General features: G+C 46.0%; 20 protein-coding genes. 13 read left to right on the top strand and 7 right to left on the bottom strand.

Annotation, left to right across the window (positions count from 1 at the left end; genetic code table 11):
• Window positions 1-154: 154 nt before the first annotated feature.
• The 4 genes from ACJJIW_RS01820 to ACJJIW_RS01805 all read left to right on the top strand — a co-directional run bounded on the left by ACJJIW_RS01820 (window position 155) and on the right by ACJJIW_RS01805 (window position 4,035).
• Complete coding sequence (locus ACJJIW_RS01820) at window positions 155-1,618, top strand: NAD-dependent succinate-semialdehyde dehydrogenase (RefSeq protein WP_444936578.1); 1,464 nt, start codon at window positions 155-157, stop codon at window positions 1,616-1,618.
• Between the two features lie 209 nt (window positions 1,619-1,827).
• Window positions 1,828-2,511: a tRNA (N6-threonylcarbamoyladenosine(37)-N6)-methyltransferase TrmO gene (gene tsaA, locus ACJJIW_RS01815; RefSeq protein WP_444936577.1), complete on the top strand. Its 684-nt coding sequence runs from the start codon at window positions 1,828-1,830 to the stop codon at window positions 2,509-2,511.
• 164 nt (window positions 2,512-2,675) lie between these two features.
• Window positions 2,676-3,497 (top strand): MBL fold metallo-hydrolase, encoded by an 822-nt coding sequence (locus ACJJIW_RS01810; protein ID WP_444936576.1) that lies wholly within the window; start codon window positions 2,676-2,678, stop codon window positions 3,495-3,497.
• 121 nt (window positions 3,498-3,618) lie between these two features.
• Window positions 3,619-4,035, top strand: a complete 417-nt coding sequence (locus ACJJIW_RS01805; RefSeq protein ID WP_444936575.1) for a hypothetical protein — start codon at window positions 3,619-3,621, stop codon at window positions 4,033-4,035.
• A gap of 161 nt (window positions 4,036-4,196) precedes the next feature.
• Here the strand turns inward: ACJJIW_RS01805 and ACJJIW_RS01800 are convergent, their stop codons facing one another.
• Window positions 4,197-4,991 carry a class I SAM-dependent methyltransferase gene (locus ACJJIW_RS01800; RefSeq protein ID WP_444936574.1) on the bottom strand — a complete coding sequence of 265 codons (795 nt, stop codon included), beginning with the start codon at window positions 4,989-4,991 and terminating at the stop codon, window positions 4,197-4,199.
• 447 nt (window positions 4,992-5,438) lie between these two features.
• Here ACJJIW_RS01800 and ACJJIW_RS01795 point away from each other — a divergent pair, with 447 nt between their 5' ends.
• Window positions 5,439-5,924 (top strand): GFA family protein, encoded by a 486-nt coding sequence (locus ACJJIW_RS01795; RefSeq protein ID WP_444936573.1) that lies wholly within the window; start codon window positions 5,439-5,441, stop codon window positions 5,922-5,924.
• Window positions 5,925-5,994: 70 nt separating this feature from the next.
• On the opposite strand, the gene ACJJIW_RS01790 is transcribed toward ACJJIW_RS01795, so the two are convergent.
• On the bottom strand, window positions 5,995-7,623 hold the full coding sequence (locus tag ACJJIW_RS01790) for a di-heme oxidoredictase family protein (protein WP_444936572.1): 1,629 nt from the start codon (window positions 7,621-7,623) through the stop codon (window positions 5,995-5,997).
• Between the two features lie 1,373 nt (window positions 7,624-8,996).
• Between ACJJIW_RS01790 and ACJJIW_RS01785 the strand changes: the two genes are divergently transcribed.
• Complete coding sequence (locus tag ACJJIW_RS01785) at window positions 8,997-10,154, top strand: NAD-dependent epimerase/dehydratase family protein (protein ID WP_444926864.1); 1,158 nt, start codon at window positions 8,997-8,999, stop codon at window positions 10,152-10,154.
• A 91-nt stretch (window positions 10,155-10,245) separates the two neighbouring features.
• Window positions 10,246-11,274, top strand: a complete 1,029-nt coding sequence (locus ACJJIW_RS01780; RefSeq protein ID WP_444926865.1) for a glycosyltransferase family 4 protein — start codon at window positions 10,246-10,248, stop codon at window positions 11,272-11,274.
• A gap of 31 nt (window positions 11,275-11,305) precedes the next feature.
• Here ACJJIW_RS01780 and ACJJIW_RS01775 read toward each other — a convergent pair whose 3' ends face one another.
• Window positions 11,306-12,163: an alpha/beta hydrolase gene (locus ACJJIW_RS01775; protein WP_282934044.1), complete on the bottom strand. Its 858-nt coding sequence runs from the start codon at window positions 12,161-12,163 to the stop codon at window positions 11,306-11,308.
• Between the two features lie 134 nt (window positions 12,164-12,297).
• Here ACJJIW_RS01775 and ACJJIW_RS01770 point away from each other — a divergent pair, with 134 nt between their 5' ends.
• The 6 genes from ACJJIW_RS01770 (at window position 12,298) to ACJJIW_RS01745 (ending at window position 20,597) form a co-directional block, all read left to right on the top strand.
• Window positions 12,298-14,328, top strand: a complete 2,031-nt coding sequence (locus ACJJIW_RS01770) for a protein-disulfide reductase DsbD family protein (RefSeq protein ID WP_444936571.1) — start codon at window positions 12,298-12,300, stop codon at window positions 14,326-14,328.
• Window positions 14,329-14,330: 2 nt separating this feature from the next.
• Entirely contained in the window at window positions 14,331-14,957 is a 627-nt protein-coding gene (locus ACJJIW_RS01765; RefSeq protein ID WP_444936570.1) for a thioredoxin family protein, read from the top strand.
• A gap of 15 nt (window positions 14,958-14,972) precedes the next feature.
• Window positions 14,973-15,476 (top strand): protein disulfide oxidoreductase, encoded by a 504-nt coding sequence (locus ACJJIW_RS01760; protein ID WP_282934040.1) that lies wholly within the window; start codon window positions 14,973-14,975, stop codon window positions 15,474-15,476.
• 166 nt (window positions 15,477-15,642) lie between these two features.
• On the top strand, window positions 15,643-16,464 hold the full coding sequence (locus ACJJIW_RS01755) for an MBL fold metallo-hydrolase (protein WP_282934039.1): 822 nt from the start codon (window positions 15,643-15,645) through the stop codon (window positions 16,462-16,464).
• Between the two features lie 181 nt (window positions 16,465-16,645).
• Window positions 16,646-17,353: an aspartate/glutamate racemase family protein gene (locus ACJJIW_RS01750; RefSeq protein WP_282934038.1), complete on the top strand. Its 708-nt coding sequence runs from the start codon at window positions 16,646-16,648 to the stop codon at window positions 17,351-17,353.
• Between the two features lie 766 nt (window positions 17,354-18,119).
• Window positions 18,120-20,597, top strand: coding sequence for a TonB-dependent receptor plug domain-containing protein (locus ACJJIW_RS01745; RefSeq protein WP_444936569.1), 2,478 nt, complete (start codon window positions 18,120-18,122; stop codon window positions 20,595-20,597).
• A gap of 95 nt (window positions 20,598-20,692) precedes the next feature.
• Here the strand turns inward: ACJJIW_RS01745 and ACJJIW_RS01740 are convergent, their stop codons facing one another.
• The 4 genes from ACJJIW_RS01740 to nuoL all read right to left on the bottom strand — a co-directional run bounded on the left by ACJJIW_RS01740 (window position 20,693) and on the right by nuoL (window position 26,199).
• The gene (locus ACJJIW_RS01740) at window positions 20,693-21,151 is read right to left on the bottom strand and encodes a hypothetical protein (protein ID WP_444892926.1); all 459 of its coding nucleotides are present in this window, start codon (window positions 21,149-21,151) and stop codon (window positions 20,693-20,695) included.
• 73 nt (window positions 21,152-21,224) lie between these two features.
• Window positions 21,225-22,769 (bottom strand): NADH-quinone oxidoreductase subunit N, encoded by a 1,545-nt coding sequence (locus tag ACJJIW_RS01735; RefSeq protein WP_444936568.1) that lies wholly within the window; start codon window positions 22,767-22,769, stop codon window positions 21,225-21,227.
• Entirely contained in the window at window positions 22,766-24,364 is a 1,599-nt protein-coding gene (nuoM, locus tag ACJJIW_RS01730; RefSeq protein WP_444936567.1) for an NADH-quinone oxidoreductase subunit M, read from the bottom strand. The genes ACJJIW_RS01735 and nuoM overlap by 4 nt, the downstream gene beginning before the upstream one ends.
• Window positions 24,361-26,199, bottom strand: a complete 1,839-nt coding sequence (nuoL, locus tag ACJJIW_RS01725) for an NADH-quinone oxidoreductase subunit L (RefSeq protein WP_444936566.1) — start codon at window positions 26,197-26,199, stop codon at window positions 24,361-24,363. The genes nuoM and nuoL overlap by 4 nt, the downstream gene beginning before the upstream one ends.

Raw genomic sequence — 26,199 nt, 5'->3', positions numbered from 1 at the left:
AGGTTACCTGTAAGCCGGCAAGGGATACTGCCGGTTTGCGCACCACTCCAGCTTCTACAGCCTTAACCCACAGTGGAATGGCATTGTGGGATTTCTATCGTACCAGTGATCCCGTTTTTGACGGGGCCAGGGAAGAAACCACAAGGAGAATACGATGTTGAAGCTGAAGAATCCTGCATTGCTGCGCAACCAGTCCTATATCAATGGCCAGTGGATTGACGCTGATTCTGGCGATACCTTCGATGTGTTGGACCCGGCAACTGGCAAGGCGGTTGCCAGTATCGCCAATTTGGGGGCAGATGAGACTCGCCGTGCTATAGAAGCTGCTGATAAAGCCTGGCCTGCCTGGCGCGATACTCCGGTAAAAGAAAGAGCGAAAATACTCAGGCGCTGGTATGAGCTGATAATTGCTAACGCCGATGATCTAGCCATTATTTTGACCGCAGAGCAAGGCAAGCCGATGACGGAGGCCCGTACTGAAATTGTGTATGGTGCTAATTATGTCGAATGGTTTGCGGAAGAAGCCAAGCGCGTCTACGGGGATGTTATTAGCCCGCCTTCCAGTGATAAACGGCTCTTGGTTATCAAGCAGTCGATTGGTGTGACCTGTTCTGTAACGCCATGGAATTTCCCCAGCGCTATGATCGCACGCAAAATGGCTCCCGCTATTGCCGCAGGCTGTCCTTTTATTGCCAAGCCCGCCTCCGAAACACCTCTATCCGCACTGGCACTCGCAGTTCTCGCTGAAGAAGCGGGAATTCCCCCTGGTGTTTTTAATATTGTCGCAGGGGATAAGGCACCGGAGATTGGCGCAGAAATGACGGCCAATCCCTTAGTGCGGAAATTTACTTTTACCGGTTCTACTGCTGTCGGAAAATTGCTGCAAGCCCAGTGTGCAGCAACCATGAAAAAAACCTCTATGGAATTGGGGGGTAATGCCCCATTTATTGTTTTTGATGATGCTGACATTGGCGAAGCCGTAAAGGGCGCAATTGTTTGTAAATATCGCAATGCCGGTCAAACCTGTGTATGCGCCAATCGCATTTTCGTGCAAGAAGGTGTTTACGAAGAGTTTGCACAGAAATTTTCCGCTGCGGTAAACCAGCTTTCCATGGGCAGTGGTTTTGATAGCGGTGTCGACATGGGCCCTATGATTACCACCAAAGCAGTGAAGAAAACGGAATCTCTGGTGGAAGATGCGCTGCAAAAAGGCGCGCAAACCCTAGTTGCTGGTGGTCCCAGTACTATGGGGGAATGCTTTTATTCTCCCGTAGTATTGGGTGGGGCCACCGATCAAATGAACTTGTTCAAAGAAGAGATCTTCGGTCCGGTAGCTCCGCTATATAAATTCTCCTCTGAAGAGGAAGTCATTAAAATGGCCAACGATACGGAATTTGGTCTGGCTTCTTATTTTTACTCCAGGGATATCGGTCGTATTTGGCGTGTTGCAGAGGGACTTGAATACGGTATGGTCGGTATCAATGAGGGTATTATTTCCAATGAAATGGCACCCTTTGGCGGTGTAAAAGAATCCGGACAGGGACGCGAGGGCTCAAAGTACGGTATTGAGGATTACCTGGAAATAAAATACTTGTGTGTCGGTGGTATTGATAAGTAGTTTAGGAGCCTCGGAATAACTCAGTGATGTCTCTGGCTTACAGAGCGGCTCACAATCAAGGCGCGGCTTCGCAGGAATGTCTAGACCTTTCAAGAAGTCGCAACGCGGAGTGTGAATCGCTCTGCAAGCCCCGAAGGGCGGGCCTTCAAGACCCGCAGAGGTATTACGGAGTTATTCAGAGGCTTCCTTATAAAGTGTTTGGATTTTAAATGGTTGTAGAGCCTATTGCGCGGGTGTATTCCTGCTTTGGTGAAAAGTTTGGAGTGCCCCGCCAGCCACTATTGGCGGATGCCAGTCGCGCCAGTATTGCGTTGTTACCTCCCCTGGATACGCCAGATGCAGTTGCTGGTCTGGAGCAAAATAGCCATATCTGGGTAGTGTTCCAATTTCACCAAGCCGCTGGGCAGTGGTCAGCTAAAGTGCGCCCGCCCCGTTTGGGCGGCAATAAGAAACTGGGTGTCCTCGCCACTCGCTCGCCTTTTCGTCCCAATAATATCGGGCTGTCAGTAGTTCGTCTTTTGGAGGTGCGCACCTCTCCTAAAGTAGAGTTGATAGTTGCTGGGGCAGATTTAGTCGATGGTACGCCAGTATTGGATATTAAACCCTATGTTCCCTATGCGGATGCATTAACGCATGCGCAAAGTGAATTTGCCGACGCAGCTCCAGTGCAAATTCCCGTTGCTATCCCCGAGCCAGTTCTGAATAAAGCCAAAGCCTACCGCGATGACTGGGGTACAGATCTCCCCCGTTTAATTGAACAGGTGTTATCCCAGGATCCAAGACCGGCATACCAAAAGATCGATCCACAGCGCATTTATGGCATGCAATTGTGTGAATTCAATTTGCGTTGGCGTTATACCGATGCCGGAATAGAAGTGGTGGCACTGGAATAACCCTCGATCAGCTAATTTCGGTATTCTGCAGTAAGTCAGGATGTGTCTCCTCCGTAACTGTCTAGGGTTCGGAACGGATATGTCATTCATTTTCATGGGAAATACAATTCCCCAAGATACGGCATTCGCCTAAAAATAACGCCTAGCTATCCAAGGGCACAGCTATGCCAGTACGTGAAACCTTTAATTATCAAGGCTTAGATGCTATTCGCGTCGGCCGAGTCAATATGGGTGTTAATACAACCTTTGTTGTTTATCGCCTTAATGGAACCGTAATTGATACGGGTCCCAGCAATCAGTGGAAGTATGTCAAGCCGTTTATACAAAGCGCACCGCTAAAGCAGTTATTGCTGACTCATCACCATGAAGACCATAGTGGCAATGCCGGCGCTATCCAGAAACTTACCGGTGTGCAGGCGGTGGCCCCGGATCTGACTATTGGTATATTAAAAAAAGGCTTCCGAATTCCCCCGATGCAGAAGTTTTTCTGGGGAACTGCGGGAAAAGCGGAGGTGGCACCTCTTCCAGAGGAAGTCTACATTGGTGAAGAAAAAGTGGTTCCAGTATTTAGTCCCGGGCATGCAAAGGATATGACCTGTTATTTACTGCCTGAGCGCGGTTGGCTGTTTAGTGCTGATTTATTTATTGCCAACTACTTAAAATTCCTGCGTATTGATGAAGATGTTCCTACATTAATGAAAAGTATAAAGGGGGCCCTGGATCATTCATTTGACGTTATCCTCTGCCCTCATAGAGGTGTGGTAGAGGATGGCTGGCAGCAGTTGAATAAAAAATATGAGTATCTGCTTAATTTATCTGGAGAGGCGCAGAAGTTGAAACAACAGGGACTGACCTTAGAAGAGACTACTTTGCGTTTATTGGGCAAAGAAGGACTGTTCAGCGCTTTGACTGGTTATAACTTCTGCAAGAGAAATTTGATTGCTTCATGCTTACAGGTTAACTTGGATGAGATGCCTAGATTTTAGGCTTTCATTGCTTGCTATTGAGTAGTCAATTTCGATGTAAGTTATTTGTTAATGTGGTTTTTGATTATGGATTATAAATTTTTAGAAGAAGAGTATGTTTGTAATTAGGGAATCCCTAAGGGTGTTTATTTTGGGTTTGCTTGCTTGGCCTGTATTAAGCAATGTTTTGAGCTTTTTAAAGCCTTTCTTGATGGCGTTGAGTTATGATGAATCTTCCGGAGGGTTTGCACCTAACTTTATAGATGTTATCTACCCCTACTTCACATTGGTATCTATTGCTTTTGCCTATGCATTCTTTTTGTTGACTCGGTTGATAGTGGTGGGCTTAAAGCGCTGGTTGTGTGTCGGCTTGGTTGTATCTTATTTGTGTGTGTCTATCTATGCAGTATTCCCTGAAGACTCTATTGCGTATTTAGCTTTAAGTAGTGCTCATTACTTACTTGAATTGATAATGTTAATAATTGGTGCGACTATTATTTATAAAAACATACCGGATATTTCTGTAGTAGATAGTAAAGGTGGTGGGGTGTCGGCATAAGATCTGGGTTAATTGATCTGGTACTATCGACCTGCTTTTTGTCGTGGTAATAAATTGTTTATCCTTTTTAAGTGTGGGTTTGATCTTTGTTGCAGATGCCCAAACCCAAGTGTCGAAAGGGTAGGGGGGGTATTTTGTTTTAATACTGGAAATCAATATCGTTATTTTTCAACCTCGATAATATACCGTTTAATTCGGATTCCGGCCCTGTTTTTCATTTTGATGTGGATCTTGCGAAGGTATTCCTCTATTACTTGGTTTGCAAACTTTTCTCTGTGTGGGCTGGGGATGTGTCGAAATTGGGGGACCCAGGAAAGAAAAAAATCAGTCAAGTTCTTTTTGGTTTCGAAATATTCTACCTTGTATATTTCATCTATCCTTGAAAGGTAGAAGCCCGCATTTTCAATGAAGTTGCGCATTTCCTGCAGTGAAAAATGATTGTATGGGTCATGGAAATCAGTGAAGTAAGGCTTCCATTCATTGCTGTTCTGGAAGTCATCAACGGTATCCCAAAAATTTTCATGTCCTGCCTGAAATCCTACTACAGAAACAACTTCGCCATTATCTTTTAAGTATTTATGGAATCCTTCCCAGACTTTCGCTTGATTTTTTACCCAATGTAGACAGCTAAAAGAGAAAATCATATCGAATTTTTTATTGAAAGTTAATTCATCGGCACTCATCTGTTGAAAAGAAAGGTTGGGGACATCTCCATGCATTTCGCGGGCATGCTTTATCATATCCTCCGTGAGATCAACACCAATAACTGAACCGTGCTCTAGATTTTCTGCTATGTATCGCGTGATTCGACCATCTCCACAGCCTACATCTAAGATCGATTTTGCCTTCTGAAAAGGGCATCGTTCGATCGCTTCCATGGCTTGGTGCCACTGCATTTTTGATGCTTTGACATATTCAGCAGCGCACCAGTTGTCATGTCTTACATTTTTTTTCACTGGATTTACATCGGAAAGGAAAAGATTAGTTAGTTTAGTTTGAATATAAAAATGGGCGGCTAAACTAGCTGCTAAATAGGAAAAATGACATTAGATCTACCCTAATCTTTGCGGTCGCGAATCCTTTTATAATAGGTGGCAGGTGCCAATGTTACCATTGATATAAAGAATCAAACTTTCGACAGGTCAATGTTGATAATTGAAAAATAAATCGATGTTGCTATAGGCTGCCAGCCTTAATTACTCTTGGACCTGTAAATTGTCGTGCCTGATAGGATTGTCTATTGATGTATATTTGGTGAGGGTGACTCTGGTTGGCTCGTTTTTCTTAGTGAAATTCTGTTAGTAAATTCAGTCACCGCTAAATGTGGCATAAGAATCTGCATTAATCGTAGATTTGCCCTACTGATAATCTGCCGAACGAAAAGTAAAATTAAGGGAAGCGCTGTGAAAATCAAAGGATCTTGCCACTGCCAATCGGTTAAGTTCAGTCTGAACTCCCGGCAACCTTATCCCTTCAACCGTTGTTACTGCTCAATATGCAGAAAAACTGCTGGAGGAGGGGGCTTTGCTATTAATCTGGGGGCAGATTTCCAAACCCTGAAAGTGGAGGGCGAGGAGTTTTTGAGTGTCTATCAGGCTGAAATTGGGATTCGAAGTCGGGAAAGTAGCGGGAAGAGTCCGGCGCAGCGACATTTTTGTTCAAAGTGTGGCAGTGCGTTATGGATTTGGGACCCGCGCTGGCCAGAACTGGTACACCCCTTCGCTTCTGCGATTGATTCTGAGTTGCCAGTACCGCCAGTGCGTAGCCACATGATGCTGGATTATGCTCCGAGTTGGGTGCAGCCAGATATACGGGAGGGGGACGAAATGTTTGGAAGCTACCCTGAAGAGTCCCTGGCTGAATGGCACCAGCGAAATATTCCCGATTAGGGAGGGGATAAAGAGAGGCGGGGCGAGCCTGTGGCCGCCCCGCTTCAGGTTAATAGAGTTAACCTTGCGTTTATTCTTCCGCGAGATAGAGCACCAGGTTATCCAGGAAGTTGACCAGGTCTGCCTTTTCAGTGTCACTCAGCCCATCAAACTGTTCCTTGCTGGATTCAGCTTCACCACCGTGATAGACAATCGCCTCAGTCATAGTGGTAGCGCGTCCATCGTGTAAATAAGGTGGTGTTGAGCCAACGCCCCAGAGGTTTTCTGTAAGGAATACTGAGGCTCCCACATTGCCTTCATCAATTTCCTCGGCCATGGCTGTTCCCATATCGTGACGCTTAAGGTCACCATATAGGCGGACTATAGCCCCGCCATTTTCCGATTCCTCAAATTGCCCCAGCGTTTGTCCAGAAGGAAGCTCCTGAGGGTTATCCATGATCTCTGTGAGCAAGTTAAATTGCAGGGATTGGCTGGGTAGGCCGGCTATATCGCCCGCGGGATAAGTTTCATCGCGGTAGCTAGCGTGCTGAGAGGGCTCATAGAATACCGGCGATGCAACTTCCATCTCGGGGGAGTGGCAAGAGGCACAGCCAATGGAGCTAAATAGCTCTTCGCCATTTTCGATACTGGCAATTTCCTCATCGCTTAAGGGTAGGCCGTATGTCTCCTGCTCCTCTTCCGTTAGGGAGTCGATTACGCTGTTAAGCTCGATTTTTGTTACCGGACGGGGTTGCGCTGCGTTGTAGATAGTTAATGCGGTGATGTCACCAACACTGAGTTCGTTAGTGATCGAATCAAAGTCACTGTCCGCATCACCGACTAGTTCAGTGGCCTGCATGCCCAATTCCTGGTGTGCCGCGCCACGAACGAATGCGCGTACAAATCCGGTTAGGCCTTTCCACTCAAAGGGTCTGACTACAAGGTCAGTATCGAGACCTTCAACGCTATCGTAGTTGACCTCATCACAGGAGACGGAGATCTCACCAAAGTTAACGCCTTTTGCGGTTAGTGCGACAGTTGTATCGGTGCCGGATGAGCAGCTCTCACTGATAGCCTCATCCCGCAGAGTGTGCAGTTCGGTAGTCATTTCTTCTGCTACCAACTGAACAGCCCCCATACCGAACAGGTGGGGCGACTGACGTTCGATAAATCCTCTTTGCTTGCGCTCAGGATCCATGCGAATCACATTATCGTTAACGCCACCACCGCCATCGGCCACGGGTACGTTGTGACAACTGATACAGGAGTCACCGTTGGGGCCCGTCGTGCGGTGGGGCAAGACATTTGCCCATGCATTTGGCCCTTTCAGGTCGGGTCGAGGGAAACTGGTGAACCTTTTGCCGTTGCCTACATTTACGCCGACCCCGTCGAGAGCGTTGTAATTCATCTCGAATAATTCATCGCCCTCCTCAAAAGCGTGAACATAGGCTTCCAAGGTATCCATGGATTCGAGATCAGATTGCTCTAGATGTCCACCCAGGTGAATTTCAATTGCTCCAGCATGCAATATCTGTACGGTATCGAAGACTTCACTGAAATCGAAAGGAGTGGTCCTTTGCTGTCTTTGGTTTTTTCTTGCGTGCTTGGGAACTCGGTTTTTATCGTGCTTGGAACCAAAGTCGGCAAGCGCTGGAGTGGCATTAAATGTTAAAGCCGATATTGCCATAGCGACAGGCAACAGGTGTTTTTTAAGTATCATCAGCTATATCTCCGGGTACTGATATTGAGCGGACGTAAGGTGAGTTCTTCTACGAAAATGCACTCGATGCGGAGACACTCGACCACTTTTCTTTTAAGCACGATTCCCCAAAAAACTGATTATCAGTTGTGCTACAAGGAAAAATTGATAGAGATTTTGGTAATAACATTTTTATCTCGCAAAGTGCATCCAGTGAAGGTTTAACAGCATCCTTGCAAGCTTCTTATAGGTAGAACTGTGCCTGTTCTGCCACTTATGGCAGGCGTCAAGACCACGGGAGATACAGTATTGCGATAGCAGATTTTAAAGCTCAGATTAACTGACCTAAAGATCTAAAATGCGATCCCGATTGTGTCGATTTTGCCCATAACCTACCGCGCTAGTACGCGGCTATGTTTTTGTTTTTCGGCTTTTTTAGTTGCCGGTTCTGATAAATAAGTTCCTTTGAAAGGGTAGGTATTTGCATGTTTACCTTTCGGTGACAGGCTTTCCTGCTTCACAGGAAGTCCCTATTCCTGGGGGTTGTGACATTAGTTTTAGGAAAAAGTGCTGGTTATTAACGTTAATGAAGGCAATGGGTATTTTGAAAAACTTATAATTATTTTCGATTGAGAGTGAATTCCCCAATTGTGAATTCGTATTGTCATCAGGTGACACATGGTTTGTAGGCTAATAACTCATCTGTTTGTGGAATTTAATTTCACCTTTGCTGATAGGGTTTATGGAAACGCTTCTTATCTTCGGTGAGTGGCCAGTTCGCTATACCAGATCAAAATTCAGCATGTACTTGTGAGCGTAGACACAGAGATGAAGGGTATTTGATCGCTGTCTTACTTACAGAAAGGTGCTTTGGGGGGCGACTAATTTGAACCGTATAATTGTCAAAAAAGTTTAGCTTTATTGAAAACATTATTGGCGTATTTTCCCCTTCTAACAGAGGGGTAGAGTGATCGGTCTAAAACAATGGTGTTTCCGTTCGAGTACTCTATCTATTTAGGCTTAAAGTAAAATTGGCGCATTATTCATTTGAATGGCGCGATAAAGATCTTTGTCGCCATATATTTCAATATAGAAACAATGAGATAGTTCTATCATTGCGCCTGTAGGCTAGGAAGCCCCCAACTTACTATCAACTACAAAGCTGCTGAGAGATATTTTTAACGAGTGGTTCGTTTTTTCTCACTGTGGCGTACAAGGAATAAGGATAGTGATATGGATTGTCACGACATTGTCACAAAAAGTCGAATAAGTTTGCCCGTATGGCCTCGTTTAACGGCGGTTGGTACTTTTGAGTGAGGTAGGTTAATTCGAAGCTGCTAAAAATATTAGTTTATTCGAATTGTATTAATTCCTAAAAAATTTTAGGGGGTCGGGTGAGAAAAGTATTGATTTTGGGAGGTGATGGATTTTGTGGTTGGCCTACATCTCTCCACCTTTCAGAGGCGGGTTATGAAGTTATTATTGTTGATAACTTATCACGGCGAAAAATTGATATTGAGCTTGAAGTTGATTCATTGACACCAATCAGGCATCTGTCAGAGCGGCTTCGTGTATGGCGTGAAGTTTCCGGTATGTCCATCAGGCATGTTTATATTAACCTCGGACAGGAGTTTGAGCGATTGCTCGATCTCTTAAAAGAGGAAAAACCAGACGCGATTGTACATTTTGCTGAACAGCGTGCTGCACCCTATTCGATGAAATCTGTCCGGCATAGACGTTATACCCTTGATAATAACTTGAATGCTACCAATGATGTCCTGGCGGCTATAGTAGAAAGCGGATTGGATATACATTTGATTCACTTGGGTACTATGGGTGTCTACGGGTATGGAACAGCTGGTCTCACTATTCCCGAAGGATATTTAAAAATTCAGGTAGAGACTGAAGGGCATTTGAGTGAACAGGAGATTCTTTACCCTAGTAATCCAGGTTCTATCTATCATATGACAAAGGCACAGGATCAATTGTTATTTGCCTTCTATAACAAGAACGACCAGGTACGTGTCACTGATTTACACCAAGGGATCGTTTGGGGTACCCAGACCCGACAAACACAGAGGGATGAATCTCTGATTAATCGATTTGATTATGATGGCGATTATGGAACAGTCCTCAATCGATTCCTGATGCAAGCGTCGATTAATTACCCACTTACCGTTCATGGCACTGGTGGCCAGAAGCGGGCATTTATTCATATTCAGGATACCTGTCAATGTATTCAGTTAGCTATTGAAAATCCTCCAAAGATAGGCGATAGAGTCAAAATTCTGAATCAAATGACAGAGACGCATCGTATCAGGGATCTAGCAAATTTAATCTCCAACAAGACAGGGGTGGGAATTGCCTACTTAGACAACCCCAGGAAAGAGTCAGCAGAAAATGATTTATTGGTAAATAATGATCAGCTTATCGAGATGGGGCTCAATCCTATAACCCTGAATGATAATCTTCTCACTGAAGTTGAGGGTATTGCCAAAAAATATTCACATCGATGTGACCAAACTAAAATCCCTTGTGTATCGAAGTGGTGATTTTTTCATACTTCAATGGCCCTGGTTTATATGAAATCAAGGCTGCCTGTGGAAGGTGAGGTTTTATGTCTATAGCTGAAGAGTGCAAAATATGAAGATTTTGATTGCTACGGATACTTATCCGGAGCAACTAAATGGTGTTTCCAGAGTGCTGGAAAAAACTGAAAAAGAACTCACAACACGGGGGCACCAAGTAAAAATTGTTTCTGCTACTGATTTTACTAATTTCCCCTGGCCAGGCTATAAAGAAGTGAAAATTGCAGTATTTCCCGGTGGGAAAGCTGCCCGAATTATTGAGGATTTTTCACCGGACGCTATTCATATCATGAGTGAAGGTCCAGTGGGGTGGGCTGTTCGTGGCTACTGCAAGCGGAATAATTTGCGTTTTACGACATCTTGGCTATCCCGTCTCTCTGAATATGTATCGATTCGCTATAAAGTTCCACTGAAGTGGTTACACGGTCTCCTGCGTCGCTTTCATAATTCCGCAGCGCAAACAATGGTGACTACAGATGGTATGGCAGCGGAAGCTCGAGCCTTGGGAATTGCCCGTGTCACCCGCTGGCGAAGAGGCGTAGAGTTAGAAAAATTCCATCCGGTTGAGACAAAACTTTTTGAGGGCCTAACTCGACCTATCATGCTCAATGTAGGGCGTGTTGCAGTGGAAAAATCACTGGATAAGTTTTTATCTCTTGAGTTACCGGGAACAAAAGTTATCGTGGGGGATGGTCCTCAACTCAATGAATTAAAGAGGAAGTTTCCACAGGCGGTATATCTGGGAATTAAAGAGGGTAAAGACTTAACTGAATGCTACAGCGCTGCAGATGTTTTTGTATTTCCTTCGGTAACTGACACTTTTGGTCTGGTTAATCTTGAGTCTTTAGCCTGTGGTTTGCCCGTTGCCGCCTACCCTGTGACAGGTCCGAAAGATATCATTGGTGATGCCCCCGTTGGAGCGTTGGATAGCAATCTGCAAGTAGCCATAGAAAAGGCACTATTATTGGACCGATCGGACTGTGTTACTCATGCCAGGACCTATTCCTGGGATGTGGCCACTGAGGATTTTATTTCAAGCCTGGTTCCGGTAAGTGCAGTAGAGGCTTTGCCTGTTGATGGCTAGATAAAAGCGTTGCTCGTAAAGTTCGCAAGGCTTACTTGCGAGCTGACTTGAGCAACTCAACCCAGCAGTACTTGTTAACAAAGGCATAGTGTCCCAGCTGGTGCCAGCTTTGAGTTGAGCTATTTGGCATTATACTTGAGAGATATTCTGGCATTTTAATATCAATTATATCGTCGGCATCACCATAAAATATTTTGGTGGAAGTGGTGATTTCACGAGGATCAAACCCCCAATCCCAAAGCGCCATTATCATTTCAAAAAAACCCTCCCCATGCTGCGTTGCTCCAGCAGAGAATGATTCTTCAAACATTTTCTTAAGAGCCGGGTCTCGAATAAACAGTGCGGCATCAGAGGCGTCTTTCTTTGCAAAGAGCTGAATATAATCTTGTATATTGCTATTGGCTTGGTATGCACTTAATCGGCACAGACAACGAGTAAGAAATTGCCAACGATGAATCTTTGCGATAAGTCTGATATCCGGGTTTTTTAGCAGGTCAGTCATTCCTGGGTAGTCCAGTGGCGCAACAGGGGCTGCAAGGGCAATTTTAGAGACTCTGTGGGGAAGTTTGTTAGCGATAGAAAGTGCATGAGGGGCACCACCTGAATGGCCGACTACCGAAAATGTCTCGATATTTAGACGATTAACCAGTTCTTCGATATCGGCCCCCCAATCAACCATTCGCCGGCCTCTATGGGGAGATGATCCCCCCACACCAGGTTGATCTACAGAGATGACTCTTACGCCAAGAGATGCGGTAAGGTCCTTATCAGGATTGCGAATTAGTCGCGAATCTGAGAAGCCATGATTGAAAAGCACAGGCCAGCCATTTGGATCACCATAGTCATCATAAGTAAGGATACGGCCGTCACTTATCTGCAAGGCAGGCATTCTGGGCGCTTCTTTAGGTTAGGTATGATCGGAGTATAGTGAGACTTCGTTTTGTGATGGGTGAGGCCAATGTTGTAACTTGTATCTGACCCAAAGGGGGAGTACCAGTTGATTAGGCGAGAAGGAGAATCACATTGAAAATAAAGACCACGCTGATCAACATCTGCTGTTTGACGTTACTGTTGGTTGCGGGTCTCCCTGTAGCACAGGAGACGGCATCTGGTGATCACGTCAAGGTACGTTGGCTGGCACCTGATACATTTCGCCAAGGAATGAGAGAGACGGTTGGATTCTACTTTGAGGTAGATCCTGGATGGCATGTGTATTGGCGTAATGCTGGAGATTCAGGGGCGGCTCCACGGTTTGATATGGAGGCTCAGGGCGCTTTATTAGGGCCGATCGAATGGCCATTCCCAACGCGCCTCCGGGTAGAGCATCTTACTAACCTGGGGTACTCCGGGAATGTTGCCTACCTGTTCCAGCTCCTCCCAGATAAGCGCACGCAAGAGGTCATCCTGCATGCGGACCTGGAGTGGTTGGTTTGTAAAGTGGATTGCATACCGGGCTTTGCCACTATGAGCCTTGTACGGCCGGTTGCAGAGCAGGCGGCTTGGCCAGCTACAGATCTGGCGTTAAGGAATTACTTTGCCAACAGGCTTCCAGGGGGAGAAAGTGAGAGCCCGTGGCAACCAGTATCCATTTCAGCGCGAGGTAGTGAGCATATTACTTTGCAGCTCAGTGGGAATCGTAGCGATGAAATACCTAGTATTTTCCCCGTAAATGGTGACTTGTACTCTGCGTCTGAGCCAGAAGTTCAGCGCAAAGATGAAACTCTCCTCTATAAGTTCAAGCGTCTGCCAGGTTCTGAGATTAGTGAAAGCAGCGATTTTGTGATTACAGACTCGAGCTGGGCCTGGAAAGTCTCTGCTCCCCTCTTATCCCAAGTGGCAATTGAGAAGAGCGCGACCTCTATATGGCTTTTACTCCTGTCAGCATTTATTGCCGGTCTCCTATTGAATCTGATGCCCTGTGTTTTCCCGGTGCTGTCCATAAAGCTATTTGGACTGATTAACGGTGGTAATCGCCCAGTCGAACGTTTGCGTGAATCTTTCCTATATAGCGCCGGCATTATGGTGACTTTTCTTGCCCTGGGGCTTGCTTTATTGGCGCTACGCTGGGGAGGATTGGCCGTTGGCTGGGGTTTTCAACTTCAGTCACCGGTTGTGGTAATTGGGTTAATTATGCTCTTCTGGCTGATGGCCCTATCCTTTAGCGGCTTTTTTGAGTTTGGGCACCGATTAATGGGGCTTGCTAGCTCCAGTAGCCGTGGTTCCTTTACTACCGGTGTTTTAGCTGTCTTTGTTGCCGCCCCCTGTACCGGTCCATTTATGGGAGCAGCTCTGGGAGCAGCGGTGGTGATTCCTCCACTTCAGGCTCTACTCATCTTCTTATGCCTCGGTTTAGGGCTCGCTGCGCCATTTATTTTGATGTGTGCAAGTCCTGTAATACTGAGGCATCTGCCAGCTCCAGGTCCATGGATGGAGAAGTTGCGTCAGTTTCTTGCATTTCCGCTTTACGCAACGGTGATATGGCTACTATGGATTTTAGGGCGCCTAGCTGGGGACTCTGGTTGGTTGGCCGGTTTAAGCCTGTTGCTCGTTGTTACTCTTGCAATCTGGCTAGTAAAAAATTTTTCCAAAAAGGGGGGAGCAGTGGGTCTGATTTGTGTCGCTGCTATTTTGCTAATATCTCTACCGGCAATCCGTATGGAGGGTGGTGAGCAACCTGCAGAAATGGCGTATGACTGGCATCGTTATGACAAGGCACTGTTGACGGAAGCCTTGGATAATGGGCGCCCTGTATTTATTGACTATACCGCAGCCTGGTGTATTACCTGCCAGGTAAATAAAAAGCTGGTGCTTGATACCCCAAGTGTACAAGCATTATTTAAAAAGAATAACGTGCTTCTAATTCGGGCCGACTGGACGCGTTATAACCCTGAAATTACCCAAGCTTTGCAGGATTTAGGGAGGAACTCTGTACCTGTATATGCATGGTATCCTGCAGGAGAGAAAAAACCAGAGTTACTTCCACCACTGCTGCAAGAGTCTTTAATTGCAGCACTGTTTAGTAAGCACTTAACTGTTAATAGTGAGGATGGTTAATTATGAAATTACTTTTCAACGTGAATAATTCGATACTTAGAGGAGCTTTGCTTTTATTCCTGATGTTGCCGAGTGTTGTGTTGGCAGCAGCCGTTCCTGGACAAAAAGCGCCAGAATTCTCAGTAGTGGATGCTGCTGGAAAAACTCACAATCTCTCCGATTACACAGGCCAATGGTTGGTTATTGAATGGTTTAATAAAGATTGCCCCTATGTCAGGAAACACTATGGCAGTGGTAATATGCAGTCCCTACAAAAAAGGTATACAGCACAGAAAGTAAATTGGCTCACGGTAATTTCTTCCGCTAAAGGAAAGCAGGGCTATTTGGAGCCAGAGCAGGCTATGGCAGTTGCACAGAGTCATAACCTCGGCGCAAGCGTACCCTTCTTACTGGATACCTCTGGAGTTATGGGGCGTGCTTATGGAGCTAAAACTACCCCACATATGTTTATCATTAATCCTCAGGGGGAAGTCGTATATGCTGGAGCCATTGATGATAATGACTCAGCCAATCCTGCGGTTCTAGGCAGTTCACACAATTATGTTTCTGCTGCACTGGATGCTTCACTGAAGGGACTGGCTGTGCCCAAGTCTTCGTCGCGGGCTTATGGGTGTAGTGTGAAGTACTAAAGGAGTTTATTTGGGGTGAAAAAAGCTCGTTATAGCTTCCTGGTTCAGGCGTTGATATTTATCATCTTGGCGGTACTAATGGTTACTGCCGTGGGTTATTTCCACCAAAGAGATATCCCTGAGAACCAGGCCCCTCAGTTAGAGGGGCAATCGCTGCAGGGAAATCTTATTGACCTAAAGCAAATGTACTCTAAAGGTCCAGTATTAATTTATTTTTGGGCAACCTGGTGCCCCTATTGCCGGATAGTTTCCCCCGCTGTGACTGACCTGTCTCGGGATTACCAGGTTGTTGGTGTTGCGATGCAGTCTGGAACAGAAGAGGTGGTTACTGAATATATGCGGAATCACAAACTTGCTTTTCCTTCTCTAAATGATCCATATGGTGTTTTAAGCGCCCAATGGGGCATTAAAGTGACGCCAACCTTGCTGATTGTCGACACTGACGGGCGCGTTGCCTGGGTCACCACTGGCGCCACATCCAAGTTGGGTTTGCAGTTGCGTTTAAAGATGACAAAGTAGCTTGTCACCATTAAGGTCACTGTGTCGTATTTAAGCTTATATCAAACTCTCTTTCCCTGAGCCTGCGATGGTTGGCGTTAAAATTTCCTAATTGCCAGGGAGGACTGCCCTTATAGATATGCTTCTATAATTCCTTAAAGGTCTGTCTCTTGCGCTGGAGAGTGGCGTGTCGGTTATTGATTCTTTTGACTATCAAGATCTGGATGCGCAAAGGGTCGGCCGTTTCGATTTTGGTATCAATACAACCTTTATTGTATATCGGTTGGGTGACACTATTATCGATGCCGGCCCCAGTAACCAGTGGAAATACGTCAAGTGGTTTGTAAAAAATAAACCTTTTCGGCAATTAGTCCTCACCCATCACCACGAAGATCATAGTGGTAACGCCGGCGCAATTTATAAGCTTACTGGTATACAGCCAAGAGCTCCTAAGGCGACAGTAGAGATATTAAAGAGAGGTTTTCGGATACCGCCAATACAGATGCTGATTTGGGGGAGGGCCGGGCGTGCGGAAGCTGCGCCACTACCGGAAGATTTAAGGTTCTCCGGCGAAAAGGTAGTTGTTATCCCCGCACCAGGGCATGCCAAAGACATGACCTGTTATCTGGTTCAGGATCGAGGGTGGATATTCACTGCTGATCTGTATGTAGCTAGTAAGTTAAAGCTATTGCGTAAAGATGAAAGTATTCCAACTTTAATGCACAGTATCAAAAAAGTGCTCACCTATGATTTTGATATTATATTTTGTCCTCATAGAGGGATTGTAGAAAAAGGAAAAATCCGCTTACAAGCCAAGTATGATTATTTGTTAAATCTTGCAACTGAAGCACGGGAATTGGACCGGCAAGGATTGCCTCTTGGTGAGATTACCCACCGGCTATTGGGAAGGGAAAACTTGATGAGTGTCGTGTCCGGTTACAACTTCAGTAAGAGAAACTTAATAGCTTCCTGTATGCGGGTTGATCCTACAGAAGTGTCTGATTATTGATCTTTCACTAAGAATAAGAAAAGTATTAAATCACGTCCGTATGTAATTTATAAGTGAGTACCGATTTTATATAAATTGGTACTTTTAATTAAGTTGTCGCTATTCCTGAATGCCCTCAATTTACAATCAGTCTTTCGACTCTCTCATGTTAGTATTCGCAACATGTATTAAGGGATATTAGATGAGCTCAAAGATGAAGAAGATTGGCCTTTTGGGTGGAATGAGTTGGGAGAGTACAGCAATTTATTATCGCCTGATTAATGAAGGAATTGCTCAAAGGTTAGGAGGGCTGCACTCGGCCGAAATTCTACTTTATAGCGTCGATTTTGAAAAAATTGCACGGTTACAAATGGAGGGTGATTGGGCTCAGGCAAGTAAGCTATTGGTTGAGGCGGCAATATGCCTGGAAAAAGCTGGTGCTGAGGGCATTTTATTGTGCACTAATACTATGCATAAAGTAGCTGGAGATATTATCGAGACTCTTGATGTACCTTTTTTACATATTGGTGATGCTACAGCTGAAGTACTTAAGAACAGAGGGATAAAGACCGTCGGCTTGTTGGCGACAGCTTTTACTATGGAGCAAGATTTCTATCGTGGCTATATGCAGGAAAAGTATGGGATTGAGGTTTTGATTCCGGAGCCCAGCGATAGAGAGATAGTCCACCAGGTTATTTACGAAGAGCTCTGTAAGGGGAGAGTCCTTAATAGTTCAAAAATGGAATTTATTCGTATTGTGGATTTGCTATCCAAACAAGGTGCCGAAGGTGTGATCCTAGGTTGTACAGAGATTTGCATGTTGCTTTCGCAAGAGGATACCTCTACTCACCTGATGAACTCCACAGAGATTCACGCTCAAGCCGCAATAAAGTTCGCACTTGATTGTTGAATAGTGTTGCTAGGTTTACTTAGAGATATCTTTGTCAACCAAAAGTTAGACTGATGCTCCACTGTGACATCCATTAAAGCAACTCTACTTGCTTCGAAGTGTATCAGTGGGTGGTTTTTTTATAACACAAATACACTCTTGTTAGGCTTGCTTGTCCCATATTTATTAGTTTTTTAGTATTAATCTCTTTTGTTAAGTGGGTTTTCTGTGGATGTTTGTCTGTGAGTTAGAGCTGACAAGATAAAATATCTTCACAGTATTTGTTTGTGGAAATGATAATTATCATGTTTATTACCGCAAGCTAAGGTTGTTTTTTTACCTCAAATCATCAAATAAGTTTCATTTGTCCTCTGTAGAAGTTATTATTTGGGATATACCCTGCTTGTGTATGTGCGCTCTATTTTGCGTCCTCTTGTAATAAAATTTAATTTAATCATCTAATTAGATTTATTTTATTTTTGGCAGTTTTGTCAGTATCTACATTTTTAGTCGTTCTTAATTTTTAAATTGCCTTTTTTGCTCTTGCAAATTGTAGTTTTTCTGGCATTTTCTCTGGTTGTCACACTTCTTGCAGTGAATGTATTGATGGTAACCTCCCTCTGCATAAGCGAGCTTTCAAGTGCGTAAAAAATTTTTATTGATCTCCTGGAGCACTACCTCAATTAGCCAATTTATTTTTGCTTTAACGCACAAGTTGGTTTAAGTGAAAGCTGGTTGATTTGGCTCGGAAGAAAATAAGAGATAACTAAAACAGGGTATTTCTCCTATGAATGAAAAAAAGAAGCGCTGGCTTACAGCCTGTGGCGCTCCCTCTCTGCTTGCAGCTTCGATTGCTGCATTAAGCAGTCCCACTTTTGCTGAAGATGCACTCCTTGAGGAAGTGATAACAATCGGTACCCGTGTTGAAGGGCGTTCCGCTACAGATTCCTCCGCTCCCATCGATATCGTGACCGGAGAAGAATTTGTAAACCAGGGTGATGGAGATCTCAGTAATCTGCTTAGAAACGTTGTTCCATCCTATAACGTTAATGCAAAGCCAATTTCTGATGCTGCCTCAATCGTTCGCCCTGCAAACCTGCGTGGACTGCCACCCGATAGCACACTGGTTCTGGTAAATGGTAAGCGTCGCCATCGCGCTGCCGTCATTTCCTTCCTCGGAAGTGGTGTTTCAGATGGTGCTCAGGGGCCAGATATCTCCGCAATTCCGGCGATTGCTCTGAAACAGGTTGAAGTCCTGCGTGACGGTGCCGCAGCCCAATATGGCTCCGATGCGATTGCCGGCGTTATCAACTTTCAGTTAAAGGATGCAGCTGAGGGCGGCACGGTTGAAGCCAAGTATGCAACTACCGCTGAAGGTGATGGTGATCAGAGTACGATAGCGGCGAATTTCGGTCTGCCTCTGACGGATTCTGGTTTTGTGAATGTCAGCCTCGAGTATCGTGAGCAGGATTCTACCAGCCGCAGTGTGCAGCGGGACGATGCAGCCCAGTTGATTGCAGATGGCAATACCTATGTTGCCAATCCTGCGCAGATCTGGGGCCAGCCAGAAGTTAATGACGACACCAAGTTCTTTGTTAACAGTGCCATAGAGATAAATGATACTGCTGAGCTGTATGCCTTTGGTAACTATGCCAGCCGCGAAACAGATGGGGGCTTTTACTTCCGGAACCCGGAAACTCGTCCCGGCGTTTATGCGCTTGATGATGAGCCCTTAATTGGTGATCTGGATGCTAGCAATGGTATCTATGATTGTATTGGCATGACCCACGAGGAAGCACAGTCTAGTGATGAGTGCTTCTCATACACCGAAATGTTCCCTGGCGGATTTACTCCGCGCTTTGGCGGTGAGCTAGAGGACTACTCAGCGGTATTTGGTGTTCGTGGTGAATTTGCAAATGGCATTGGCTACGACGTAAGTGCCAGTACCGGTCACAACGAAGTAGACTTCCTAATCTACAACACCGTTAACGCTACGCTCGGGCCTGACAGCCCGACCAGATTTAGCCCTGGCGGTTATGTACAGGAAGAAACCAATTTCAATATAGATTTGACTAAGAGCATTGAACTTGCCGGAATGCCACTGTTCATGGCCACGGGCTTTGAATGGCGTGAGGAAGAGTTTGAAGTTAAACAGGGTGATACAGCCTCCTGGCAAGTCGGCGATCTGGCAGAGCAGGGTTTCTTGATTGGTTCGAATGGGTTCTCTGGTTTTGGTCCAGAGGTTGTAGGTACTTTTGACCGGGATAATATTGCGCTTTACACCGACTTCGAACTCGAAGTCGTCGAAGCTCTTCGGTTAGGTGCGGCACTGCGTTGGGAAGATTTCTCTGATTTCGGCGACACTTCCAATTTCAAATTGTCAGCCCACTATACAATCAACGATGTGATTGCCCTGCGCTCTACGCTGAGCACCGGTTTCCGTGCTCCGACACCGGGCCAATCCAACATTACCAATGTCACTACCGCCTATACCAATGGTGCATTGGCTAATCGGGGAACCATTCCTCCAACTAACCCCATTGCCGTATTGAAAGGCGGTGAGCAGCTGCAGCCAGAGGAGTCTCAGAGCTTTACTTTCGGTACAATTATTGCCGCAGGTGATTGGGATATTACCCTGGATTACTTCCTCATTGAGGTAACAGATCGAATCACTCAATCTGCTAACCAGGAACTGACTGATGAAGAGCGCGATCAGCTGGTTCAGGATGGCATCAGTGGTGCTGATTCCTTGGAATATTTCCGTTTCTACACCAATGACTTCGATACCCAAACCCAGGGTGTTGACTTAGTGGCGACTTACCCACTCGGTGATGCAACAGATTTCAACCTGGCTTTCAACTGGACGGAAACAGAAGTTACCGATTTCAGTACGGATACCATGGATGAAATGCGTATCAGGCAGCTGGAGGACGGACTACCAGAGGTGCGTGGTAATGCATCTGTCACCCATAGCGGTGATAGCTGGCGCGGCCTAGTGCGACTCAACTACTACGGTAGCTACTGGGAAGCACATTTGGATGATTACAGCTTGCCTATTGATGCCGGTGATGAATGGACTGTGGATATTGAGGCTGCTTATGACTTCAATGATTCCATGACCTTGATCGCAGGTGCGGAAAACGTATTCAACAACTACCCGGATAAAAACCCCTGGTCCGGTGTTGCTGGAGCGGAATATCCAGAAACGGCACCTATGGGATTCAATGGAGCTCTGTACTACGTAAGAGCGCAGTATGAGTTTTAAGTAGTTCTAGTTGCTTTGTAGCTGGCTAACCTGGTATTTCTTAATACCGGGTTAGCCGATTACAGAGCTAGTCACGCTAAAAGTAGCGGGATTTCTTACATATCCCACAGTGAATTTGTGGCCATAGATAAGGTAATTCTTTCCTTATCTTGTATTTGTTTCAGGTCTTCAAACACCTCTTTCACCTCCATCGACTCAATTGCTCCATACACCGCCTGATAGAGTTCTGAGAAATAGCGGTCTACCTCTCGTCCCATATTATTAATTTCACGAATTGTCGGTGGATCACTCAGATTGAGGCGGCGAATAAATTCATTGGCACTTTCTTCATGGGTGTATTGCAGCCATGTCTTCATAACCTTATTTTGCGCTACATCACTGTAGTTCTGTAGGTTCTTTGCCATTCTCTGCTCATGCTCAAGCATGTGTTTTAATAGCAATTGGGTTCGGTAGTCCTCTGATTTGTCCAGCAAGGTCTCGTATACCGCTGCCATTTCCAGGTGAAATCTCTCAGCATCCTTGATGACTTCAAATGCTTGTTTGAAAGTCTTCATAGTAAGTACCCTCTGATGACCAGGCTATTGCCTGGGCTTTAAAATATTATTACATCAGCACTCGCTCTCTACTTTATATAGCATTTATCCAGTTAATAAGGACCTGTGGAAATATTCCGAAAAAAACCAGGGCAGCGGCGAGAGTTGCGATTAAAAACTGCCCTGAGGTGGTAATTTGTAACGTTTCGCTGTTACTGCTGGTGTCAATGGCATCTCTTTGTACCATCGTAAGTAGAAGACGAAGATAATAGAAGAGGCCCAACGCACTACCAATAACCACACCTGCGAGAAGAGCCCACATTTTTCCTTCAACACCTGCGGTAAAGACGTAAAACTTCCCAATAAACCCAATAGTTAAGGGAATTCCAGCCAGAGATAACAGCATTAGAGCAAGACAGCTCGCCAGCCATGGACTACGCCAGAGTAATCCCCGGTAAAAGTCCCTGTGATAAGGATCATCTGCACTGTTGGTCACGTCACTGACATTTGTTCTATTGGTTTGTTGGGCGGCCTCCACTGAATCAGCTATCAGGCCAACGATTGCAAAGGCTCCGAGTGTAGTAATGACATAGGCGACCATGTAATAAATAACCGCCTCTGTACCAAACGCGCTACTGCCGATGATAAACGCCACAATTAAGTAGCCGATATGGCCGATTGAGGAGTAGGCCAGCAGCCTTTTGATATTGTTTTGCATCAGGGCCAATAAATTTCCTATTAGCATGCTAGCTAAGGCGGCGATTGTCAGTAAGTCAATGAGAATAGGGCTCTGATAGAGATTTAAGGTATTAAAGAATCGCATCAGAAAGGCAATTACGGCTGTTTTTCCCACTGTGGCGATCAACGCCGTCGTAGGCGTAGGTGCGCCCTGGAATACATCGGGTGTCCAGATATGAAATGGAACCAGTGATAACTTGAAAGCAACAGAAATGACCAGCAGAGTGGCGCCGGTTGCAAAAAGAGGAGAAGTCTGTGAAAGATCCTGTATACGCGTAGCGATACTGCCAAAGTCCAGTGCCCCAGACGCCGCATAAATTAATGCGATACCGAATAGCCCGAGAGCGGTAGAAAGTGCTGAAAGGATTAAGTATTTAAAGGCAGATTCCAGGGAATTTACTTGATCTTTACTTGAGGATAAATTGCCAGTAACCGCAAATCCCAACAGTGGATAAAGTGCGAGGCTAATTAATTCTATACCGAGGAAAAAGGTGGCAAAGTGGCTGGCAAATACCAGGGTGCTTGCTCCCAAAATGGCAAGTAAAAGTAGTATATAAAACTCTTCTGGATAGCTATCCGGGTTTCTATTCAGGTCACACCGAAGTTTTAAGTAGTTGTATCCCATAACGCTGACGGCTATGGCGGTAACTAATATCAGCAGACAGAAGAACAACGAGTTGTAGTCAATCGAGAGTAGGGCAGTCACTTGAATGGACCCGTTATTGCCCGATAGGCTGGCTCCAACCCAGAAACAGGCAATGATAGCGGCTACCAAGGTGATAAGAGTTGTAACCAGAGCGCCCGCATGATTTCTCCAGAAGGATACTTGGAGCAGCAAAACTACAATACCGGCACTAATCAGTAAAAGCGGTAGGATAGAAAATAGTTCTTGGGCACTCATAGAGATGTACCTGTATTAGCGCTTTTAGCAGTAGGAGAGGATAAGCTTGCTGAAGTTTCCGGCCCTGTCTTTTCTATGACGACTTCTTCATTTTCAGGGGCCTGAAATTTTTGCATTGATTTAGCAATCGTAGGCTCGGCGATATCAAAGATAGGCTGGGGGCGGAGCCCGAAGATCACGAGAAGCACCGCCAGTGAAAGAAGCGCAGAGATCTCCCTGAGGCTTAGATCACTGACAGTTTTCCCCTCTGTAGCTGGTTTCAATTTGTCATTAAACTTGCCAAAGAAGACACGCTGCATCATCAATAGTGCATAGAGTGCTGCTCCAATAAGCCCAATTGCTGCAATAACCGTTAACCAGTGATTAGCTTTAAAGCTACCAACAAGCACCAGGAATTCGGCAACAAAATTACCCAGCCCAGGCAGTCCCAGCGAGGCAATGGCAAAGAAGAGTGCAACGGCGGATAGCTTTGGCAGAAGAGGCCAGACACCGCCGAGCTGGCTCATATCCCGAGTATGGAGACGATGCTGTAGTGCGCCTACTAATGCGAAGAGAGCAGCGGTACTCAAGCCGTGGGCGATCATTTGCATCACTGCGCCCTGCAGGGCGATAGTATTCAGCGCGTAGAGCCCCAATAGAACAAATCCCATATGGCTCACACTGGAATAGGCCACAAGTCTTTTCATATCCTTCTGAGCGAATGCCAGCGATGCGCCGTAGACCACACTGATGGCTCCAATGGTCATTGCAACCGGTGCAAAAGCTTGTGAACTCTCCGGGAATAAGGGCAGTGTAAAACGTAATAAACCATAGGCTCCTGTTTTCAATAGAATCGCTGCCAGCAGAATACTGCCGGCAGTAGGGGCCTGGGTATGGGCGTCAGGTAACCAGGTATGGAAGGGCAGCGCTGGTAACTTGACGATAAAGGCAATAAAAAATCCGAGCATTAACCAATAAGCTGCTGTTGCAGACAGTTGAGCACCCAACAAATCCATATAGTTAAAGGTCAGTTGTCCGCTATTCCGATAGTGGATAAATGCCAAGGCAACGATGGCAATCAGCATTAACAAGCTGCTTGCCTGGGTGAAAATAAAGAACTTTATCGCAGCGTAGACTCTGCCCTCATAGCCCCAAACTGCAATCAACAGCAGCATGGGAATCAGCATGACTTCCCAGAAGAAAAAGAATAAAAACAGGTCGATAGCGGTAAACACACCGACAATACCGGCCAGTGTCCACAGGTAGTTAAAATAAAAGAAGCCGCGCCGGAAGGTGACATCATTCCAGGTCATTACTAACCCAAAGATTCCCATCCCCATTGTGAGTAGCAGCATAAGAAAGCTGAGTCCATCAATCGCCAGATGGAAGCTGATCCCAAACCTGGGTATCCACGATATCAAAAGGCTATCCCACCACTGACTGTCACCTGTAACAGCTGTGGACTCTGCCTGGGGGAAATAGCTGATCAAGAGCAGGGATGCGATTATCAGGGAAACCAGGCTGATTAAGCGCCCCCCTTCATAGAGATATCTCTCTGCCAGCCAGGCTAATATTCCCCCAACAAATAAAATTATAATTATTGCCAGTAATGTCATAGAGCCACCAACAGGGCTAGGAATAAAATTGATCCGGCTACAAAGGTGGCCAGGTACCAACGTATTTGGCCATTTTGTGAAGAGCTGAGGGCGTTATTTAGATGTGCACTCAGCGAAGCGGTACCCTTGTAGATGCTGTCGATAATATCTTTGTGGTTAAGGGCGGTGATAAATTTAAAAGGTCTTACAAAGACCCGGTCATAGACCCAGTCAAAACCCCATCCCTTAAACCAAAACTGCATTAGTGGAGAGCGCTGCTCCCCAACCTTCTTCTCGAACAGGAACATTTTCCAGGCGATAAACAGGCCGATCAGCGGCATGGCAATGGCAATGGCTTCAATGACCCAGGAGTGGTGTTCGTCGGTTGGGGTGCCAAAGACTCCCTGGAGAGGTGGAGCGAGAATTCCACCAAATAGGGCAAGTACAGCGAGGAGGCCCAAGGGAAGCATCATCACCGTGTTATTGGCGTCTTTACAGTGTGAGGAGGCGCTGCCCTCACTGCCCAGAAATGCAAGAAACAGAACCCGGAAGCTATAAACCCCTGTGACCAGCGCACCTAATAGACCGGCAAGCCAAAGCAGGTTTACTCCTTGATGATACTCATAAGCACTGAGCAAAATATGATCTTTGCTGTAGAAACCGGATGTAAATGGGAGTGCTGCCAGGCAGGCGCAACCGATGGTAAAGCAGATAAAGGTAAAGGGGATTTTGCGATAGAGGCCGCCCATGGCAAAGATATTCTGCTCGTGATGTACGCTCAGGATTACTGACCCTGCGGAGAGGAAGAGCAGAGCCTTGAAGAAGGCGTGGGTCATCAAATGGAAGATGGCTCCTGACCAGGCACCGACACCCAGGGCCAGGAACATATATCCAATCTGGGAGATGGTTGAATAGGCCAGGACCCGTTTGATATCACTTTGTGCGATAGCACTGAATCCGGAGATTAATAGAGTCAGAGCGCCGACAATGGCTACAGCTGTCATGGCGGTTCCAGACAGCTGATAAAGCGGGTGCATACGCGCGATCAAGTAGACCCCGGCCGTCACCATGGTGGCAGCGTGGATAAGGGCGCTGACGGGAGTGGGGCCTGCCATCGCATCGGGAAGCCAGGTCTGGAGTGGAATCTGTGCTGACTTACCCACAGCGCCACCCAGTAACAGCAGCATAGCGATAGTGACAATTTGAGTGTTGACCTCGGGATTCCCTGCCGCTGTGATGAGCTCCGGTATATTTAGTGTTGAGAACTCAAAGAACAACAGGAACAAGCCGATCGCCATGGCGGTATCGCCGACGCGGGTGACGATAAATGCCTTCTGTGCCGCCGCTCCGTTTGCAGGGTCCTTATACCAAAAGCCAATGAGCAAGTAGGAACAAAGACCAACACCTTCCCATCCCAGATAGAGAAGTACCAGGTTGTCCGCCATTACAAGAATTAACATGGCAGAGACAAATAGATTCAGGTAGGAAAAGTAGCGGCGGAAATCCGGATCTTCACGCATATATCCGGCTGAGTATAAGTGAATAAGGAAGCCCACTCCGGTAATGATCATCAGCATTACCAGGGTTAGCCAGTCCACGTGAAAGGTGAAGCCGAGTTGGAGGTCAGATACTCGCATCCACTGCCAAACTGACAGCGTAACGACCGATTCCGGGTTGCCCAGAAAGGTGGAGAGTGCGAGGTTAAAAACCAGAATCGCTGCGATTCCCACACTGCCCACACCAATCAGGCTCACTAACTTTTGTGAGGGTTCCTTTTGTGTAAACAGTGGAATACTGATGAGGGTCAGGAAACCAAGAAAGGGAAGCAATGGTATCCAGGCTAGTGATCCGTTCAT

The sequence above is a fragment of the Microbulbifer maximicatervae (SeqCode) genome (assembly GCF_052467815.1).
This window is presented reverse-complemented; position numbering and strand designations above follow the sequence as displayed.

Excerpts from the sequence above, each read along its gene's own strand:
- ACJJIW_RS01780 (WP_444926865.1), top strand. The coding sequence starts at position 10,246 with ATGAAGATTTTGATTGCTACGGATACTTATCCGGAGCAACTAAATGGT.
- nuoL (WP_444936566.1), bottom strand. The coding sequence starts at position 26,199 with ATGAACGGATCACTAGCCTGGATACCATTGCTTCCCTTTCTTGGTTTC.
- tsaA (WP_444936577.1), top strand. The coding sequence starts at position 1,828 with ATGGTTGTAGAGCCTATTGCGCGGGTGTATTCCTGCTTTGGTGAAAAG.
- ACJJIW_RS01765 (WP_444936570.1), top strand. The coding sequence starts at position 14,331 with ATGAAATTACTTTTCAACGTGAATAATTCGATACTTAGAGGAGCTTTG.
- ACJJIW_RS01820 (WP_444936578.1), top strand. The coding sequence starts at position 155 with ATGTTGAAGCTGAAGAATCCTGCATTGCTGCGCAACCAGTCCTATATC.
- ACJJIW_RS01745 (WP_444936569.1), top strand. The coding sequence starts at position 18,120 with ATGAATGAAAAAAAGAAGCGCTGGCTTACAGCCTGTGGCGCTCCCTCT.
- ACJJIW_RS01750 (WP_282934038.1), top strand. The coding sequence starts at position 16,646 with ATGAGCTCAAAGATGAAGAAGATTGGCCTTTTGGGTGGAATGAGTTGG.
- nuoM (WP_444936567.1), bottom strand. The coding sequence starts at position 24,364 with ATGACATTACTGGCAATAATTATAATTTTATTTGTTGGGGGAATATTA.
- ACJJIW_RS01740 (WP_444892926.1), bottom strand. The coding sequence starts at position 21,151 with ATGAAGACTTTCAAACAAGCATTTGAAGTCATCAAGGATGCTGAGAGA.
- ACJJIW_RS01790 (WP_444936572.1), bottom strand. The coding sequence starts at position 7,623 with ATGATACTTAAAAAACACCTGTTGCCTGTCGCTATGGCAATATCGGCT.
- ACJJIW_RS01735 (WP_444936568.1), bottom strand. The coding sequence starts at position 22,769 with ATGAGTGCCCAAGAACTATTTTCTATCCTACCGCTTTTACTGATTAGT.
- ACJJIW_RS01775 (WP_282934044.1), bottom strand. The coding sequence starts at position 12,163 with ATGCCTGCCTTGCAGATAAGTGACGGCCGTATCCTTACTTATGATGAC.
- ACJJIW_RS01810 (WP_444936576.1), top strand. The coding sequence starts at position 2,676 with ATGCCAGTACGTGAAACCTTTAATTATCAAGGCTTAGATGCTATTCGC.